The following is a 19,661-nucleotide window of genomic DNA, read 5'->3' as shown; positions in this document are numbered from 1 at the left end:
TGCTGACGGCTCCGCATTTTGTTATTGGACAGCATTCCATGCTAAAGATAAGCTCTCCGGATAAGGATAGCAGTACCGTTTTCGAGCCGCTTGTTTACTTCAAGGGTTTGACAGACCCAGCCTCGGTTCTTTTTGTTAATGGCGATGCATTAAGGGTATACAGCACAGGCGCTTTCGCAGCCTCCGTACCCCTTCAGGAAGGTCTCAACGAGCTGCATGTTATGCATATTGCCGGCCGCGACACGTTGCGCAAGCGCATGGTAGTTGTTTATGAAAAGCCGCGCCCGCCGCAGCCGACGCAAGGTTTCGCCATTGATCAGGTGCGCGTGTTTCCGGGCGGTGCGCTTTGGCTGATGCCGGGCGACCTGCTACAGGTGGAGATGAAGGCCACGCCGGGAAATGAAGCCTTTTTCTACAAGGATATTCCGCTGTTCGAGGCGGATACGGCTGGCACTGGGGTTGCGGGTATCTATCGCGGTGAGTATACCGTACGGTCCTCCGATACGTTTAACAACGAGCCGATCTTGTTCCGGCTGCGTGACCGGACCACCGGAACGGTGGTGGTGGCTGAAAGCAACGAGCAGATTACCGTGCTAAGCCAGCCCCACTCATTGACGGCGCTTACCGTAGGCCATCAAACGCCCTTGTACTATGGGTTGGGAACCGGCCGCTTGGGTGGAGCCAAAATGGGATACCTCGATAGGTCGGTTAAATTGGAGGTGACCGGTAAAATGAGCAATATGTACCGGGTCAGGTTGGCAGAACAGGTACAAGCTTATGTACCGGAAAACCAGCTAAGCTTGCAGAAGGGTGTGCATTTTCGGCCATATTCGCTGACGGAAAGCTGGTCTGTGTATTCGGACAGCGCGGATGATTTTGTCAGGATCGGCCTAAATGAGCGGCTACCGTATACGGCCACGGTGCAGCATGATCCCACGCGCATCGTCATAGACATCTACGGTGCCGTGTCAAACAGCAACTGGATTACGCAGAAAGAGGGCCTTATGGCTATCCGAAACGTCTGGTACGAACAGGCCAGCAAAGATATATTCCGAGTATACATCGAATTGAAGGACAAGCAGCTGTGGGGATATGATGTGGGCTACCACGGCCGACAACTCGTTATTCGGGTAAAACCGTCGCCCGCTTCGCACTCCCTCCGCCGGCTGCGGGTAGCCGTGGATGCAGGGCATGGTGGCAGTAACCTGGGAGCAAAGGGCATGACCGGGGTGTTGGAGAAAGCGCTCAACCTGTCGATGGCCCTCAAACTGCGGGCTGCGCTGGAGGAGGCTGGCGCCACGGTGATCATGACACGCAGGGACGACCGCTTGGTCGGCAACACTAACCGCCTGGCGATGCTCCGGGAAGCGGACCCGGATATCTTGGTGAGCATCCATTGCAACGCTTCACGGAACCCACTCGTGCAGGGCACCTCTACATACTACCGCCATCAAGCTTATCGACCGTTGTCACAATACATTCATTCAGAGATGCTGAAGCTGGATATGGAAGACTTCGGCAATGTAGGCGGATTCAATTTCATTCTTAATGCGCCAACTGAATTTCCGTCGGCGTTGGTGGAGGTGGCTTTCCTTTCCAATCCGGCAGACGAGGAGCGGCTGCTGGATACCGGCTTTCAGGAAGCGGTCGCCAAAAGCATTGTGGCGGGGCTAAGAAGGTTCGTAAGGGAAGCGGCGGAGTAGGTGTAGCGTGTGGACGGTGTAGTTTCAAAAATAAGTATCCATGAATAAAAGTAAACATTTGATTTGCGGGCTCGCCTTATTGATGGGTGTAGCTTGCGCGTCCCGAAGGCACTTGCCGGAGGAGGAAAGAGCGGGAGAGCCGCCCATCCCCTCGGCGATGCGGGAATTCCGGGCGGCGTGGGTGGCCACTGTTGACAACATCAACTGGCCAAGCAAGCCCGGGCTAAGCACGGCGCAACAGCAAGCGGAGGCACTTGCCTTGCTTGATTTTCTCCGCGACCACCACTTCAATGCCGTCATATTCCAGGTGCGCCCTCAAGCAGATGCACTGTTTCCAAGCGAATGGGAACCTTGGTCGTACTACCTTACGGGCAAACAGGGTACCGCTCCGGATCCGTTTTATGATCCCCTGGCTTTCTGGATAGAAGAAGCACACCGGCGGGGCCTCGAATTGCACGTGTGGCTGAATCCCTACCGGGCCCATCACATTGCAGCCGGTGAGGTGGAACCGCCCTCACTGGTAAATAAGATGCCGGAGTCGGTCGTAAAGCTGAAGGAAGGCTATTGGTGGTTTGACCCAGCCAAGCAGTCCACACAAGATCATTCAGCGGCGGTGGTTATGGATATCGTGAGCCGCTACGACATTGACGGTGTGCATTTCGACGACTATTTTTACCCGTACGAATCCTACAACGGTGGGGCTGACTTCCCCGATGACGATACCTGGGCAGCTTACGTCGCTGGCGGCGGAACGCTATCGCGGGGCGATTGGCGCAGGAGCCACGTCAACCAGTTTATTGAGCGCATTTACAACGATATTAAACGGGTAAAGAAACACGTAAAATTCGGGCTGAGCCCATTCGGCATTTGGCGGCCAGGTCATCCTGAAAGTATTGCCGGGATGGACCAATACGACAAGCTATACGCCGACGCCAAGCTTTGGTTGAATAAGGGATGGGTTGACTACTTTACTCCCCAGCTGTATTGGCCGATTGCCCAAATCCCGCAGAGCTTCCCTGTGCTACTGGGATGGTGGCAGGAGGAGAATACACAGGCACGCCACCTGTGGCCGGGCATGAACGTAGGCCGGGGCGGCGACGAGGCCAACCTGCGGGAGGTGGTCAACCAGATCATGATTACCCGGGGCATGGTGCCTGCCAGTAAAGGGGCGGTGCACTGGAGCATCTCGTCGTTGACTCGGAACCCGCTTTTGGCTCAAGGCCTGCTGGAGGGTCCTTACAAGCAGCCGGCGCTGGTGCCTGCCTCGCCGTGGTTAGGCAGCGATGCGCCCGATTCACCTATGGTGAGGTTCAGTCGCCGCGGAGGGGAAGTGGACGTCAGCTGGCAGCATCCCAACACCGGCAACATTGCTAAGTGGGTGCTATATAGTCGTTTTGGAAATAAGTGGGATTACCGCATTCTGGAAAGCCATGTATCGTCATTGACGTTGCCCAGCTATGCTGATGATGGTGCGGTGCTTGAACAAGTGGTAGTGACCGCCGTTGACCGGTTGGGGAACGAAAGTGAAAGGATCATGGCGATAGACGGATCAAAGATATGATAGCACGAATGAACCATTGGTTTCTTTGTTTTGCCTGCATTTTCCTTTGCAGTGCGCAGTCGGCGGCGCAAAAGCCGGACCTCCCATCCGGGTTGGATGACTATGTAGAACGGGTGCTCCGCGAATTCCAGGTGCCAGGTATAGCCTTGGCCATCGTCAAGGATGGCAAGGTCATTCTGGCCAAGGGATACGGTGTGAAGCGCATGGACAGACCGGATCCAGTTGACGAAAACACGCTTTTTAACATTGCGTCCAACAGTAAAGCCTTCACAGCCACGGCACTGGCCATGCTGGTGGAGGAAGGCAAGCTGAAATGGGAAGACCCGGTAACCAAGTACCTGCCGTACCTCAAGTTTTCGGACGACTACGTAACAGCCCACCTTACCGTCCGCGACCTGCTCGTGCACCATAGCGGACTGCCTGCGTATGCTAATGACTTTCTGTTGTTCCCCCCGTCGACTTTCAGCCGGAAGGAGTTGCTTGGAAAATTAAAGGACGTACGCCTGCGCCATGATTTTCGCTCAGTATACGCATACAACAATATTCTCTACGTCGCTGCGGGCGAAGTGGTAGAAGCGGTATCGGGGATGACGTGGGAAGAATTTGTGAAGGCGCGTATCTTCGACCGTGTCGGTATGCGGCAGTCTATAGCGCGGTACAGCATATTGAGAGAACAGCCCAACGTGGCGCATGCCCACCGGATCCGCGACGGCCAACTGCAGGTCGTAGAACGTTATTTCGAAACCAATATCGGCGACAATGGAAACCCAGCGGGCGGCATTGCGTCATCGGCCGCGGACATGTCCCGCTGGCTGATCACCCAGTTGGATTCCGGCCGGACGCCCGATGGATTCCGCCTATTCACACCCCAGGCGACCAATCAGCTGTGGAAGATTATTAAGCCTATGCCCGTAAGCAAGGAACCCGAGTGGCTGAAACCCAATCAGAAAAATTTCTGGGGCTATGCATTGGGTTTCCGTTCGTATGATTACCGGGGAGTCAGGGTGGTTGGACATGGCGGCTTGCTTACGGGTTTCGTGTCCCAGATAGCCATGGTACCGGAACGGAACCTGGGTGTGGTGGTGCTGACCAATCAGTTGGCTTCCGGAGCCTATTGGTCCATTATCAACCATGTGCTGGATTATTACCTGGAAAGTCAGCCGTTTGACTGGATTGCGGGGTACAAAAAGGAGCTTGACCGTTCACAAGCCCGGCAAGACTCCATCCGCGCGCACGACAAGCCGGTCGACCCCGACACCACCCTCAGGCGTACGTTGCCGATGGCTGACTACGCAGGTGCTTATCGTGACAAGCTGATCGGCCGTACGGTGATTAGTCAGGTAGGGGACAGTGCATTGCGGTTGGATGTTGTCAAGTCGCCACAGTACAGCGGTCGGCTGCGCCATTTTCATGGCGATCTGTTTCGTCTGGTTTATGACAACACGGAGCGCGGTGAAGGGCCCTTCCTGACGTTTACGTTTAACGCGGATAAGTCCATCCGCGAAGGCCGCTTCGTTACCGAACGCGAAGGAGGGAGCAGCGATTGGACGGAGATCGTGCTGACTCCGGACAAAGACGCAATTTTGGACACTGCAGCGCTAAGGGAACGGATAGCAAAAGTAGTTAGCAAGCATCCTAAGGCCCGGTTTGCCTACGCCTTTCACGATATGCAAACCGGAGAGCGCGTATTGTTTAACGAGCGGGAAACGTTCCATGCGGCCAGCACCATGAAAACCCCCGTAATGATTGAAGCTTTCCGACAAGCGGTGGAGGGCAAATTTAAGCTGTCGGATTCCATCACCGTATACAACGAATTCCGCAGCATCGCTGACCGTAGCCGCTATTCGCTATCCACGGAAGACGACAGCGAGCAGACGCTCTACCAGCAGGTTGGCGAAAAAGTGACCTGGGAGAACCTGATTAACCGGATGATCACCGAGAGCAGCAACCTCGCAACCAATATAATCATCGATCAGATCGGCGCAAAAAATGTAATGAAATCCATGAAACGCATCGGAGCGGATGATATTCAGGTGCTGCGTGGTGTAGAAGACATAAAAGCATACGAAAAGGGCCTTAACAACACCGTGACGGCATATGACCTGATGCTGGTCTTTGAGCAGTTGGCCGGTACCCAGAACGGTATCGTTGATGAAGCCGCCAGAGAGCGAATGATGCGCATTCTGATGGACCAACGGTACCGCGGCATTATCCCGGCCAAATTGCCGGATGATGTGAAGGTAGCCAACAAAACCGGATGGATCACGAAGATACAGCACGATTCAGGTGTGGTTTTGCTGCCGGACGGACGCCGATATGTATTGATATTGCTATCTGGCAGTATGGATAATACGGCGGCCAAAGAAACGCTTGCCGCTGTTTCCCGGTTGTTTTATGATTACGTGACAGGGAGGTAAGAGTTACATAAGCTTTGGCAATCGCTGCATGTAAGTTTTAGTGAAAAAATAAAAAAAACATGCAGAAACATGCAAATAATAAAAATAGTTGTTATTATTGTGCAGCTAATCTATTATAATCTATTGCAAGTTGTTAAGGGGTTTCAAAGGCATTTTAGGTATAACCTAAAATGATTGTTTGGGTTTGTAAGTGGCCTTAAAAGTATCAGTATGAAAAGAAAAACCAATTCGGAATGTTGGCAGTATTTTGCCGAAACACCAAAAAAACACAACGAAGTATTCACCTAACTAATCAACGCTTATATGAAAAGAACATTACTTTTGCTATTTTTTGGAGTGATGTGTGTATCGTCCCATCTGATGGCACAACAAAAGACGGTAGCTGGCAGGGTTACCGATGGAAATGGCGCTCCCATTCCCAATGTAACCGTATTGGTTGAAGGCACGGGTACCCAGACCCAAACAAACGCGCAAGGAAATTATTCGATTCGCGTTTCCGAAGGGCAGCGGTTGATTTTCAGTTCTGTTGGTTTCGAAACCGTGTCGCATCGAATTGGCGATCAAACTTCGGTTGATGTATCGATGGTAGAAAAAGCGGCTTCATTAGATGAAGTATTGGTAACCGCAGAGTTTGGTATGAAGCGTGTCGGGCGGGCGATAGGCTCTTCGGTACAACAAATCGATGGGGCTACAATCAGCGAATCAGGCAGGGAGAATTTTATCTCAGCACTTGCAGGGCGGGTTCCTGGACTGAATGTGACATCGACAAGCGGAAGCCCCGGAGCCTCAACTACGGTTGTACTGCGTAATATCACCTCCATATCAGGCAATAACCAGCCGCTGTACGTGGTGGACGGTATTCCCATGAATAACTCCTCTTTTGACCCCCTGGGCGGTATGGCCGGGGGAGGAGGCAATACCTATTCGGTTCGTAACCTGGATTTTGCTTCCCGGGGGAATGACTTCAATCCGGAAGACGTAGAATCGATCACCGTATTAAAGGGTGCGGCAGCGGCAGCACTGTACGGATCAGATGCCTCAAATGGCGCGATCATCATCACCACAAAAAAAGGTCGTGCTGGAAAAGGCAGGGTTAATTATAGCAATTACTTCAAATGGGACGAGGCGTATGGCTATCCCGATATGCAAACCAAGTATGCGAATGGGGCCTATGGCACGACAAACTACTATTATACATCAAAGTACGGTGGCTTGTACCCCGAAGGAATGCAACTTTATGATAACATTGCTGCCTTACTTCAGACCGGCTACCAACAACGGCACAATGCTTCTGTTGAAGCCGGATCGGATAAAGCGACAATTCGGGCTGGATTCTCCGCGTTGGGCCAGAACGGTGTGTTAAAAACGACAGACTATGAGCGGACCAACCTAAGTTTGTCTGGGCAGGCACAAGTAACGGATTGGCTGAAATTTGACGGTTCTCTACAGTACACCAACACCGGGAATAACAAGGTTTTAAGAGGTACAGACGGGCCCTTATTCCGTGCTATGCTATGGCCAATGGTAGATGATATGCGGAATTACTTGGCGGCTGATGGCAGTCATATGAAGGTGCCGGATTATTACATTGACGAGGACTTACTCAATCCGCTTTTCGCTATGTACAAGAACAAATTGTATGATAAATCAGATCGTTTCCTCAGCAACGTAGCGTTAAATCTCACGCCTATAAAAAACTCGTTTCTTCGGGCGCAGGTGGGCTGGGATGTCGGGATGCAGACATTTGAAACATCCGCCCATCCTTATTACGCAAACCGAAATGCCGGCGTCGGCCAGTATAACCTAGTTCAGTCCAATTTCTCTGACCCGACTATTAATATACTTGCCGGATACAATAATAGTTTTTTTGATGACAAGTTCTCCTTTTCCGGACAGGTAGGGTATCACCAATTGGAAAATGCCATTACCCGATCGGCTTCCAACGGAACCGGATTTATTGTTCCCGATTTCCAGTCGATCAACAACACCGATCCGGCAACTCAAACGGCTACCCAAAGGAATACCAAGAGAAGGATTCAGGCGCTCTCTGGTCAATTCGAACTCGGATACAACAACATCGCATTTCTGACACTGAGAGCTCGTAATGACTGGTCTTCCACCTTGCCTGTAAACAACAATAGGTATTTTTACCCAGCAATCGAAGGCGCATTCATTTTATCCGATCTGAAATTTATGAAATCGGTCAAAGCCATCAACTACGTCAAGCTACGCGGGTCGTTGGCCCAAGTTGGTAAAGACGCTGGCCCGTTACAAATTGATCCACAATTGGAGGGTACGGAGTTGACCGGAGGAGGATTTAAGTATGGATTTACCGGACCGAATCCGAACCTACGGCCGGAAATCACGACAGCACACGAGGCCGGTATCGATTTAAGAGTATTGGATAACAGGGTCAACGCTAGCTTCACGTACTTCGGCACTCGGAATGCCGACCAGATTGTAAGCGGTTTCCGGTTGAGTTATGCCACGGGGTTCGTCTTAAATACCATGAATGTTGGTTCGTTCAAGACCTGGGGCTGGGAAGCGCATATCGATGGGGATATTATTAAAAATCCCAACGGATTGACATGGAACCTCGGGGTAAATGCCTCTCGGGGACGTTCTGAAGTATTGTACTTGCCAGAAAATGTGACGGAGTATTACAATCCTTACACTTGGAATGCTGGGAATATCCGGAACGGAATCATGATTGGTCACCCGATTACTACATTGACAGGGCAAGCCTATTCTCGGAACGACAACGGAGATATCCTAATCAATCCGACAACGGGGTTGCCGATAACCGACGATGTCTGGTCAGTTATTGGCGACCGTGAACCCAACCTACGTTTTGGCATCACGTCCAGCCTCACTTACAAAAACCTCCGGCTTTCAGGGCTATTCGCCGGCCGCTTGGGTGCTACCGTGGTCAACGGTACCAAACGGGAAATGATGATCAGAGGAACCAGCTGGGAGTCGGTGGACCTGCGGGAAAGCGGTCCATGGATATTCGAAGGAGTCCTGCGGGATGGAAATGAGAATACCGACAACCCGACGCGCAATACCATTGCGATGGATTACCGCGCCGTTGGGGCCAGCATATTCACCGGTAGTAATGAAGACTGGCTGGAAAAAAACGTGAATTACCTACGCCTGCAGGAATTGCGTCTGTCTTACCGTTTGCCTGCACAGTTGTTTAGCCGGTATAAACTTATTTCCGGGCTGGATGTGTACTTTGTAGGCAACGATTTATTTACCTGGACCAACTACTCCGGCATTGATGCAGTAGGAAACACGGTCTCCGCTGCGGCAGGCGGTACAGGTGGCGAAGGGATCGACGTGTGGTCTATCCCGAACCCCCGTGGTTATTCGGTAGGCTTGAGCTTAACGTTGAATTAAAAAACAGAAGTCATGAAGAAATTAATATATGCGCTCTTACCCATACTTTTTATCTTGGGTAGCTGCGAAAAATATCTGGATGTAAACAAGAACATCGACGCCCCCGACTATGTCGAAGGATATTTGTACCTGGCCAACATTACCCAGCAATACCAAGGGATATACTGGGACATACGTGCGATTGGGCCGCTCACGCAAATGATGGGTACGACCTCAACATTTTTCGTCCCGTTTGCTAACCATTATTACGCTTCGGGAAGGGATGAAGGGGGTGAGATGTGGCGGGTGGTCTATTGGAACCAGGGTATGAACCTCGAAAACCTGATCAATCAATCGATGGACGCTGAAGACTGGACACTGGCCGGCATTGGTTATGCGATGAAAGCATTCAGCTGGGATATGTTAACCAAAATTCACGGGGAAGTACCCATGGAAGATGCATTTGTTCCTGGGTTGCTTTCCCATGATTACGATTATCAAAAAGATGTCTATGCGCAGGTCAGGGAGTGGGCCTATACTGCTATCGAGCTGCTTGAACGGCCGGATGACCACAACTACGGAACGAAAATAAGTGACAATGATTTTATTTACCATGGGGATAAGGCTAAGTGGATTAAATTTGCTTATGCCGTCATCGTGCGAAATTTAGCCTCACTAACTAACAAAACGGATTTCGCAGGGGCATATGCCGAGGAGCTCATTACCGCAGCAGGAAAGTCGTTTCAAAGCCCGGATGATGATGCGACTGTCGAGGTTGCCGGAGGGTCCCAATCCGCACCTTATAGCGGCTACAATAATTTTTGGGGAACAGCGCGCAGCAACTTGACTTATAGTTATTTTCAGCATGAATACGCCGTACAGGTGTTTACAGGAACTGTTCCGGAATATGATGAGTCGACCGGTGATAAAATTCGTTTAGACCAGAATCCGTACTATCCCTATAAGCTAGCGGAAAAACAAATCATCACGGATACGTTGTTGGATGAGCCGGGGCATTTTGACCCGAGGGTTGCGGTTAAGTTGGCGACAACGAGCAACCCCACATTCCTTAATTTAGATGATACAGATAACGTAAAATCGTATCAATATTATGGAGGGGGATTTACAGGAACGGTTGGCCCTATCGGCCAAGCACCTTCTTACTATGGAAGAAATATTGCGTCTACGGTTACGGGCACCGTTCATGATGGGATTGGCCGCTGGATCTATCGGGATGATGCACCGTACATTCTGACCACCTACGCGGAGCTCCAATTCTGTTTAGCAGAAGCCTACTGGAAGCTTGACAGGCCTTCAGAAGCGTTTGACGCGTTTAAGAAAGGCGTTGTGGCAGACATGGCGACCACCGCACGGTATATCTATCCGGGAAGAGAAGGCAGTGCCACGGGAGGTGACAAGATTACAAGAAATCTATTCAATACGCTTTCTTCGGAATACGTCAACGGACCCTACGTCAACGGGCTGACGGATTTTACGTTGTCCCACATCATGATGCAGAAGTGGGTCGCTTTATATCCATGGGGAGCGCCGGAGGCGTGGGTAGATATGCGCAAATATCACTATGATATCGACTATACCGGCGAATATCCCAGCAATGGGAACGGTTGGATTCAGGCATTGGTTGAGCAGAAGCCGGATTCTGATCCTTCCAAAGTTTATCAAGGATTTTATTTACGGCCTGCGCAAGTGGAGGGCCGGAAAGGTTCTTATGACGTTCGAAACGAGGGTTCTCCAAGCTATCGGTTAAGACCCCGATTTAACTCGGAATATATGTGGAACCTTCCAGCGCTGGAAACACTTAAGCCTATACCGGGGACGGCAGATAACTACCAAACATCGATCCCGTGGTTCGCTTACCCCCAAGAAATGCCGCAATAATGGACTATGTTAAAAAATAAGAGATGAAGACATTAGACAAATTAATATTAGCCCTTATCTGTACTTTTCTTTGTACAGCCTGTGAAAAGAACGTAGTGGAGTACCCCGCTACTCCAATTAGTGATGAGACAACGGCGCAATTCCAACTTCACTATATGGTGCCTGTTACTTCAGGAACGGTCAACAACATCAATAAGGTTGAATTGAATGGTGCGCTGCTGGCCAACGAAACCGCTCCCTTGGCAACCTATAACTTCATACCCAGTGGAGCCGTGGGCAAGTTCTATGCAACGAACCCCGGTACCGTGAATCTGAAATTGTATAGAGGGCCCGCATCCAGCTTGACGCTGGCGTATGACCGGGATTTTGATTTGCCGGCAGGAAAATATAACGTGATTGTCCACGACTTCGACATGCCGCCGGTAATTGTCAAAAACGAGGTGCCTTATCCGACAGTGGTCACGGAGCATACAGGAACCACAGCGTGGGTAAAATTTTACAATTTTCTGTATGAAACGCCCGGTGTGCCGACTCCCTTAAGGTTGCAGTATCAATTTCAGTATATTACGGATAATGAAACCGGCGAAAAAAGTGAGTGGGCGGACCTTGGAAATGCGGTGTCATTTGGGGAGGCTACCGGCTGGGAGCCAGTCACCGTAAATAAAACGGTTGAAATATCTGCAGGTACGGCGCGGATCGACTATCGGATCAGGCTGATCGGTGAGGATGGCTCAGACCAAGGAAGTCTGATAGTCCAAAATGCTGCCGGAAACATAGTCAATTATTCGGATTGGTGGAATGCGGCAATTGGCCGTGTATATCATCACATGTTGGCAGGCTATCGCGTGGCGACACCGACATCTAGTGTAAGGGTAGCTACAGCTTTATAAATTGAAGCTTGCGAACAAATTGAGGTTGTTGCAAAACAGGCTCATGTCCAAAAAGCAATATTGGTGCTGTTGGGTATGAGCCTGTCACTGTTTGCATTTGTCAGTTGCTCCCCGTTTTCGAGGCAGATGATAACCCCGAAAAGTTGTTGCCATAATATGGGGCTGGCCCGCTTGATACACCAAATGGATTCGTGGGAAGTCGCATCCAGGGAAGCGCTGTTAAAGGAAAGGCTGTTAACCGGGTGTGTTCCAAAGTTCCTGCGACGTTTTTCAAGAATTGACATAGGCATCAAAGCAGACGACGGGAAGGTAATTAAGGCTGAGTACTACGTTTCTCCCGCTTATCTATCCATCGGCAATAGTAGTGGTTTTCTGCGCGTCCCGCTCACACCCCAAACAGCGCAGGATATTGCGAGTCACTACCGATGTTTTCTGCCAACAAAGAAAAATGTCGATGACATCTATGCCGCGGCGAAAATCAAACTGCAGCCTATACCCTTAACCGAAAAACGGGAAACATTCGGTACGTTCGTTGAGCACCACAAATTGATCGAACGGCAACGCAATGACAGAAAAGAATTAATTGCAGGCATCAAAAAAGATGTGGTGATCAGCAGTGCAGTGGCAAAAGACCCACGACCAAACCGGGTAGCCATTTATGGATGGCACAAATCGGATGGTAGCCCCATACAACCGCTATACACCGGTTATGTGGATTGGTTTGTGGATTATAGCCACGGTATCCGGCTGGTCTACGAAATGATTAGGGTAGCGGGAAAGTGGATGCATTACAGGGAAATATTGAATGACCCCCTGTTGAAACGGCTGTTGTGTGACGAAGAAGCCTGTGACGTTTATGAATACTCAGAATGATGCGTATTGTAATAATCAGTCTGACTCTTTTACCGCCCTTATTACTACACTATTTGTTTCTTCTTCTTGCATGTTTATGCATAGTATAAAACCTTATTAGATAAAACCGCGTCCATAATTCACAAAATAGATCGAACTGGCCGGCCTGAACTGAGGGTGTGTGTCTATTCAAAAAAAAACATGCATTAACATGCACGTTTTTAAAAAATTGTTTTTATACTTGTATGACTAATTGAGATAAACCACAGTAAACGGAACATGTAGAAATTTCAGTGACGATGAGAAAAATTATACACTTGCGATTTATGGGATTATTGTGGGGCTGCCTAGGCCTAATTATTTTCCAGGCGTGCGGACAGTCTGCGAAGTCAAATAGCCAAAATGCAGCGGAAGTTAACGATTCGACTTTACTCACCGGGGCCGATCAACTCGATCGATATCTTCCCCTACTGGAGGGCAAGAAAGTAGGCCTCATGGGAAACCAAACGTCAATTGTCGGACCGGAAAAGGAACACGTGGTGGATGTACTATTTCGCGAAGGCGTGGATCTGAAGTTCGCCTTTGCGCCCGAACATGGTTTCCGGGGCGATATTGAACGCGGCGAGAAGGTATCTAACGAGGTGGACGAACAGACGGGCTTGCCATTGTACTCATTGTATGGAAAAAACGAGAAAGCAGATTCCATCGTTGCTTCAGTGGACGTGATGATCTTTGATCTGCAAGATGTCGGTGCTCGTTTTTATACGTATATCACTTCCATGCATCGAGTGATGCAGCTGTGTGCCACACATGGGAAGAAGCTGATTGTACTGGACCGTCCAAATCCTAACGGAGATCAGGTAGACGGCCCTGTACGGAAAGATGATAAATTTAAATCTAACGTGAGCTATCACAAAATTGCGATGATCCACGGACTAACGGTGGGTGAGTTGGCGAAAATGATCAATGGTGAGCGATGGCTAGATGGCGGGGCCCAATGCGACCTCGAAGTCATCACCGTGCAAAACTATCATCACGGCACACCATACGAACTGCCCGTGATCCCTTCCCCGAGTCTTCCCAACCATTTATCGGTACGGCTGTACATGTCGCTCTGCCTTTTTGAGGGAACGGATATCAGCGTGGGCCGCGGAACGGACTGGCCTTTTCAGGTGTTGGGTTACCCAGATCCGGTTTTTGGAAAGTTTATTTTTACCCCGAGTTCACGCCCGGGCATGGCCGCACACGTAGAACAGCAAGGCAAAACATGCTATGGGCTTGATCTGCGTAGCTTAGATCCGCAAGATCAGACCTTCACACTGAAATACTTGATTGATTTTTACCAAAAGGCGCCGTTTAAGGACAAATTTTTCGTCCGACCTGATTTCTTCGACAAGCTGGCCGGTACGGACGAGCTGCGCAAGCAAATCATTGCTGGGGAAACCGAAGAACAGATCAAGGCATCATGGGCCGCTGATCTGGCAACGTACAAAACGATGCGGAAGAAATACTTATTATATTCTGATTTTGAATAAGACTAGTAGTTGCTAACTACCAATTGCATTATATAAACTAAATGCGTTACACCATGAGAAAATTAGTACAGTTCTCGATGATGATTGCTCTTAGCATTCCCCTTGGCACCCTCGCCTTTGCCGAGATACCGGGGACAAGTAATCATTCGGGCCCTAAAAAAGTATTTGAGGATGGCATCCTCAGGAAAGATGCCCAGCAGACCATCGCTGGGAGAGTTACCGCGGCTGATGGAGTTCCATTACCTGGCGTAAGTGTGTCGGTGGTCGGAAAAACAACGGCGACTAGCACAGATGACGAAGGAAACTTCAGGATTTCGGCGGAGATCGGAAGTACACTGCGATTTACAATGATTGGATATTCAGCGAAGAACGTGGAAGTGACAGGGCCCAATCTTAACGTGATGTTGGAGGCAGGAGATCAAAGCCTGGACGAAGTTGTGGTGGTCGGCTATGGCAGTCAGCGCCGGGGGAATGTTACGGGAGCCATTTCTACAATCAGTGTTAAGGAAAACCTCGAAGCGCGCCCAATTGCGGATATCGGCAGGGCTATTCAGGGTGCTGCACCCGGTTTGAACGTTGTTATTCCTAGCGGAGAAGTCGGATCCGATCCCCGGATACGAATCAGGGGACAAATCGGTTCCTTTGCAGGAGGTGCCCAGCCATTGATTTTGTTGGATAACGTAGAAATACCTAGTATCCAATTGGTCAATCCTAATGATGTCGAATCGATAACGGTTTTGAAGGATGCAGCATCTACGGCCATCTATGGTTCAAAAGCGACTTTCGGGGTGATTTTGATTACCTCTAAAAAGGGCACGAACCAGGATCGGGTCAGCGTGAACTATACCAATAACTTCTCTTGGCAAAATCCCTGGAAGGAGTTGAAAATGGGCGATGTTAACGCTTTAAAGTATACTGTTGATGCAGTGGAGCGTGTGGGCGGCAATGTGGCCGGGGCTTTTTACAAGGTAGATCGAGAAAGTTGGATACGAGCTGTAGAGTGGAAAGAGAAGTATGGGAAGACCATAGGGGTGGACGACCCTACAGTGTACGGAAGGGACTGGTATTTCGATCCGACCCGGAACTTCAAATTCGGTGTCCGCACGTATGACCCCTATGAGGCTATGGTAAGAGAGTGGGCGCCGACACAACAGCATAATGTGACAGTAGGAGGTACTTCTGGCAAGACTTCTTATAACCTTGGGTTAGGGCTGCTAGATCAAAGCGGCATGTTTAAACCAGCTAAAGTGGATAAGTTCTCTCGCTATAATGCGTCTTTACGGGTTAATAGTGAAATTAATAAATATGTGACCGCTCGTGCTGGAGTATTGTTTTCGCAGCGCGATAAGCAGTATCCTTATGTAACAAATTCGACTACGGCTGATCCTTGGTTATATCTTTATCGATGGAGCTCGCTTTATCCGCTTGGTAATGACGAAAACGGCGACCCTATCCGTAGCCCAGCTAGCGAAGCGGCAGCGGCTAATACGGCGAGTTGGAAGCACAATTACTTAAACTTAAGTCTCGGCACCACTATTAACATTATGGATAATTGGACGGTTGATATAGATTATACCTTCGCCAATCAGGAAGAGATACGCCATAGGCCCGGAACAAAATACACCATGCGTGATTCATGGGTGGCGGCGGTGGCCAGAAACGATGCAAGCGGAAATCCAGTATACGTAAATCGCGAGGGACAGGTTGTATCCAGTTCGGATCCGCATGCTATGCGCGCATACGACCTGCCGCACCATACCTATACCGGCCCCGGCGCGGCGCCCGATCACATCTATCAGCGATCAGAGAATTTGTACAAGCATACAGTTAATGCGTTCACTACCTATAACCTAGACTTGAACGACGATAGCCATTTCAAATTCATGCTGGGTCTGAACCGGGTAACGGACAATTGGGCCAACCATTTTACACAGGTGACCAACTTGACAGATATTGTTAACCCGCAGTTTCCCTACGGCATCGGTACTTGGACCGGCGGTGGCGGTGAATTTTGGGAGGCACAACTGGGTTATTTCGGTCGTGTAAACTACGCATATAGAAATAAGTATTTAGTGGAAGCGAACGTGCGATACGATGGTTCTTCTAAGTTCCCCACCGACTTGAAATGGCGTTGGTTCCCTTCGTTCTCCGCGGGATGGGTTTTAAGCGAGGAAAATTTTATGGCTTGGTCACGGAATGTAGTCGATCAACTGAAATTCAGAGGGTCCTGGGGCAAAGTGGGTGACCAACAAGTACGGAATGACTTGTACGTGCCAACTATGTCTACCGGCCAGTCTACTTGGATTAGCGCAGATGGTACAAGAGCCAATTTCGTTGGTACGCCGAATGCGGTATCGGCGTCAATTACTTGGCAACAGAAAGTAGATCTGAATCTAGGGGTTGATGCGCGGTTCTTCAATAATAAATTTGGTTTCACCTTTGACTGGTTCCGAAATGATATGAAGAACGCGATTGTCCCGGCTGAAGGGGTCCCGGCTACGTTCGGTACTGGAGCGCCGCAAGGCAATTTCGGTTCCCTTCGCACAAGGGGGTGGGAGTTTGCCATCGATTTTGGCCACCGATTTGACAACGGGCTCACCATTAATGCTCGGGCAAATTTGGCGGATGCAAGGCAAACCATTACCGCATATGGCTCTACAGAAAGTGTGAACGGCAACTATGTAGGCAGGACGATTGGAGAGATATGGGGCTACCGTACGGACCGGTTGTACCAAATGGATGATTTTGAGCTCGATTCGGATGGCAACTTGCAACTGATTACACTAACGGAAGCGGAAAGTGCAAAATACGCTGGGCGGAGAGCCTATAAACTGAAACCCGGACCAAACGGAGAGAAGCCCGTCTACCAGGTGTTTTTGCAAAACAGCGCGGATTTCTTTTTCGGCCCTGGCGATGTGAAGTTTGTCGACGTAAACGGCGATGGCGAGCTTGACAACGGCAGTACGCTTTTGAGTAACCATGGTGATTTAGAAATTATTGGCAATTCAACGCCACGTCACGAATACGGTTTCCGTTTGGGAGCAGATTTCAAAGGATTCGATTTCTCAGTTTTCTTTCAAGGAATCGGAAGCCGTCAGGTGTGGGGACAGGGCTTTTTAGCGATTCCAGGATTCCACGCTTCAGACGGAGCAATGCCTGCCGCGATTGTAGATAATTATTGGACGCCGGAGAATACGGGTGCTTTTTATCCTGCCGCATATAACAATGCAGGTAGTAATTCGACCAATAATATGCAGATTCAGGACCGCTATCTGTTAGATATGTCCTATTTACGTCTGAAAAATTTGACCTTAGGTTATTCGTTGCCAAGAGCTCCGTTGCAACGCATAGGAGTCAATTCGCTACGTGTGTATGTTGCATTGGAAAACATTCTGACATGGGATAGACTTGGCGGATTGCCCATCGATCCGGAGGAAATTGCGGGGTATTCCATGTGGAATGATCAGAACTATAACCTAGATCGAACTGGTGTAGGTATCCCTACCTTTAAGAGTGCATCGTTCGGTGTTCAGTTGGATTTTTAAAAATATAAAAGATGAAAAGTTCATATAGATTCTTATATAGCGTTTTTGCATCGAGCTTGATATTTGCTGCGTGTAGCGATAACATATTGGACCGGCCACCTTTAACGCAGCCGGTAGATGATAACTTTTGGCGGAACGAAACGGACATCCGTTTATTCGCAAACGGGTTTTACCCCCAGTATTTTGTGGGGTATAATAATACTTGGGGCGTGGACTATACCCCCGTCCGAGGGTATACGTTTTCTGATGACCTTACAAGCAGAAATGTGCAAGGGCATTTTGAGAACAATGTGCCGACGAGTCGAGGTGCAACAACTGAGGGAGCGGCATGGCTGACCCAATATGCTGGGCCCAATTGGAATTTCGCATGGGTGCGCAAATCGAACGTGTTTATAAATCGACTGGAGAATGTTGCGCAAGCTAATCTTACACCTGATGCTTATAATCATTGGCTTGCCGTTGCCCGCTTTTTCAGAGGCTTCGAATACAGTAGGTTGGTGAGCGTATTTGGAGATGTACCTTACTATGGAGCTGAAGTTGCAGACAATGACTGGGACGAACTCTATAAGGACAGAGACGATCGTGGGGTCGTCATGGACCACGTTTATAATGACTTTAGGTTCGTGATGGATAATATCCGGCTCAATGACGGGGCTAACGTATTGAATAAGTATATTGCCGCGTCGTTCATCGCTCGGCTGATGCTTTTTGAAGGCACGTTTCAACATTATCATGACTTGAGTGCAGAGCGGGCGAAGCGCTACTTAGAACTGGCCGTCGAAGCTGCCGAGTTTGCAATGAACGGACCTTATTCGTTTACAAGTGATTTCAAAAGCCTTTTTGCTTCCGAAAATTTGGCAAACAACAGGGAAGTGATTATGTATCGCGCATACGACGCTGGATTGGGGGTTACCCATCATATTGGCTCGTACAACAACGGCACGGAAGGGCAAGGCGCAGCGGCGAATTTGGTGCTCGTGAAATCCTTTATTTGCAATGATGGAGAGGTTTGGCAAAATTCGAGCGTTGAGGACGCAGATAGTTTTTCACCCAAAGACTTGGCGTTAACCCGAGATCCGCGATTTGAAGCCACGTTCATAGATCGCCCGCACACGCCGGCTTCTTCATTGCTATATACTTACAAATTTGTATCAAGAGAAGCGTTGAACTACATCGGAGGCACTTATCCTCCTGCTTGGGGCAGCAATACCAACACTAACGATGCTCCCGTAATACGGCTTGCAGAAGTTGTGCTCAATTGGTTAGAGGCGAAAGCTGTACTTGCAGAGTTCTTTGGCGGTGCTGCAGTAACCCAGGAAGACTTGGATCGCTCGGTCAATGCAATTCGCAATCGACCGTTAGATGATGTAGCGATTTCAAAAGGCGTGAAAAAAACTGCGCCCCTACAGTTAGGTCGGTTGCCCGTTGATCCAGCTCGCGATCCTGATGTGTCTCCGCTAATTTGGGAGATACGGAGGGAACGCCGGATGGAGTTTTTCTGGGAGTATTCAAGATTGTTGGACCTTAAGCGCTGGCGAAAAATCCAATATATGGATTTCAGTCGAAATCCCGATTATTTTCTTGGCGTATGGGTCGATATTCCAAGCGAAGTACCGGGTTTCCTGACGGAAAGTTACGTCGGACTATTGAAAGTCAAGAAACAGGACGGAACAATCGTTACATACAATGGTAACAATGCCGCAAATATGGTCGGGTTCTTTATGATAGAGAGTGCGGCTAACCGAAATGCTTTCGATGATCGGGTATATATGGCACCTGTAGGACAGGCTCAAATCGTCCAATACCAGGAGCGTGGCTATACTCTTTCACAAACACAGGGTTGGAACTAATATCATTGATTAAAATAGAAGGGTAAATGAT

10 protein-coding genes are annotated in these 19,661 nt (G+C 49.4%); all 10 read left to right on the top strand.

The window, feature by feature from the left end; all coding sequences use genetic code 11:
* Positions 1-38 precede the first annotated feature (38 nt).
* The 10 genes from ACFOET_RS20930 to ACFOET_RS20885 all read left to right on the top strand — a co-directional run bounded on the left by ACFOET_RS20930 (position 39) and on the right by ACFOET_RS20885 (position 19,630).
* The gene (locus ACFOET_RS20930; RefSeq protein ID WP_379026384.1) at positions 39-1,703 is read left to right on the top strand and encodes an N-acetylmuramoyl-L-alanine amidase; all 1,665 of its coding nucleotides are present in this window, start codon (positions 39-41) and stop codon (positions 1,701-1,703) included.
* A 40-nt stretch (positions 1,704-1,743) separates the two neighbouring features.
* Positions 1,744-3,264 (top strand): glycoside hydrolase family 10 protein, encoded by a 1,521-nt coding sequence (locus ACFOET_RS20925; protein WP_379026382.1) that lies wholly within the window; start codon positions 1,744-1,746, stop codon positions 3,262-3,264.
* Positions 3,265-3,272: 8 nt separating this feature from the next.
* On the top strand, positions 3,273-5,681 hold the full coding sequence (locus ACFOET_RS20920; RefSeq protein WP_379026380.1) for a serine hydrolase: 2,409 nt from the start codon (positions 3,273-3,275) through the stop codon (positions 5,679-5,681).
* A gap of 303 nt (positions 5,682-5,984) precedes the next feature.
* Positions 5,985-9,080: a SusC/RagA family TonB-linked outer membrane protein gene (locus ACFOET_RS20915; protein ID WP_379026378.1), complete on the top strand. Its 3,096-nt coding sequence runs from the start codon at positions 5,985-5,987 to the stop codon at positions 9,078-9,080.
* A gap of 12 nt (positions 9,081-9,092) precedes the next feature.
* Positions 9,093-10,958, top strand: a complete 1,866-nt coding sequence (locus ACFOET_RS20910) for a SusD/RagB family nutrient-binding outer membrane lipoprotein (protein WP_379026376.1) — start codon at positions 9,093-9,095, stop codon at positions 10,956-10,958.
* A gap of 23 nt (positions 10,959-10,981) precedes the next feature.
* Positions 10,982-11,848 (top strand): hypothetical protein, encoded by an 867-nt coding sequence (locus ACFOET_RS20905; RefSeq protein ID WP_379026374.1) that lies wholly within the window; start codon positions 10,982-10,984, stop codon positions 11,846-11,848.
* 183 nt (positions 11,849-12,031) lie between these two features.
* Entirely contained in the window at positions 12,032-12,721 is a 690-nt protein-coding gene (locus tag ACFOET_RS20900) for a hypothetical protein (protein ID WP_379026372.1), read from the top strand.
* 305 nt (positions 12,722-13,026) lie between these two features.
* Complete coding sequence (locus ACFOET_RS20895) at positions 13,027-14,235, top strand: exo-beta-N-acetylmuramidase NamZ family protein (RefSeq protein WP_379026370.1); 1,209 nt, start codon at positions 13,027-13,029, stop codon at positions 14,233-14,235.
* Positions 14,236-14,288: 53 nt separating this feature from the next.
* Positions 14,289-17,780: a SusC/RagA family TonB-linked outer membrane protein gene (locus ACFOET_RS20890; protein ID WP_379026368.1), complete on the top strand. Its 3,492-nt coding sequence runs from the start codon at positions 14,289-14,291 to the stop codon at positions 17,778-17,780.
* Positions 17,781-17,791: 11 nt separating this feature from the next.
* Complete coding sequence (locus ACFOET_RS20885; RefSeq protein ID WP_379026366.1) at positions 17,792-19,630, top strand: RagB/SusD family nutrient uptake outer membrane protein; 1,839 nt, start codon at positions 17,792-17,794, stop codon at positions 19,628-19,630.
* Positions 19,631-19,661: the final 31 nt, after the last annotated feature.

The organism is Parapedobacter deserti (genome assembly GCF_042646065.1).
Taxonomy (GTDB): domain Bacteria; phylum Bacteroidota; class Bacteroidia; order Sphingobacteriales; family Sphingobacteriaceae; genus Parapedobacter; species Parapedobacter deserti.
Note: the sequence above shows the minus strand (reverse complement) of the source record. Positions and strands in the feature narration are given on the sequence as shown.

What these genes read in the sequence shown, in the direction of transcription:
- ACFOET_RS20930 (WP_379026384.1), top strand. Translation starts at nt 39, where the DNA reads ATGCTAAAGATAAGCTCTCCGGATAAGGATAGCAGTACCGTTTTCGAG.
- ACFOET_RS20925 (WP_379026382.1), top strand. Translation starts at nt 1,744, where the DNA reads ATGAATAAAAGTAAACATTTGATTTGCGGGCTCGCCTTATTGATGGGT.
- ACFOET_RS20920 (WP_379026380.1), top strand. Translation starts at nt 3,273, where the DNA reads ATGAACCATTGGTTTCTTTGTTTTGCCTGCATTTTCCTTTGCAGTGCG.
- ACFOET_RS20915 (WP_379026378.1), top strand. Translation starts at nt 5,985, where the DNA reads ATGAAAAGAACATTACTTTTGCTATTTTTTGGAGTGATGTGTGTATCG.
- ACFOET_RS20910 (WP_379026376.1), top strand. Translation starts at nt 9,093, where the DNA reads ATGAAGAAATTAATATATGCGCTCTTACCCATACTTTTTATCTTGGGT.
- ACFOET_RS20905 (WP_379026374.1), top strand. Translation starts at nt 10,982, where the DNA reads ATGAAGACATTAGACAAATTAATATTAGCCCTTATCTGTACTTTTCTT.
- ACFOET_RS20900 (WP_379026372.1), top strand. Translation starts at nt 12,032, where the DNA reads ATGGATTCGTGGGAAGTCGCATCCAGGGAAGCGCTGTTAAAGGAAAGG.
- ACFOET_RS20895 (WP_379026370.1), top strand. Translation starts at nt 13,027, where the DNA reads ATGGGATTATTGTGGGGCTGCCTAGGCCTAATTATTTTCCAGGCGTGC.
- ACFOET_RS20890 (WP_379026368.1), top strand. Translation starts at nt 14,289, where the DNA reads ATGAGAAAATTAGTACAGTTCTCGATGATGATTGCTCTTAGCATTCCC.
- ACFOET_RS20885 (WP_379026366.1), top strand. Translation starts at nt 17,792, where the DNA reads ATGAAAAGTTCATATAGATTCTTATATAGCGTTTTTGCATCGAGCTTG.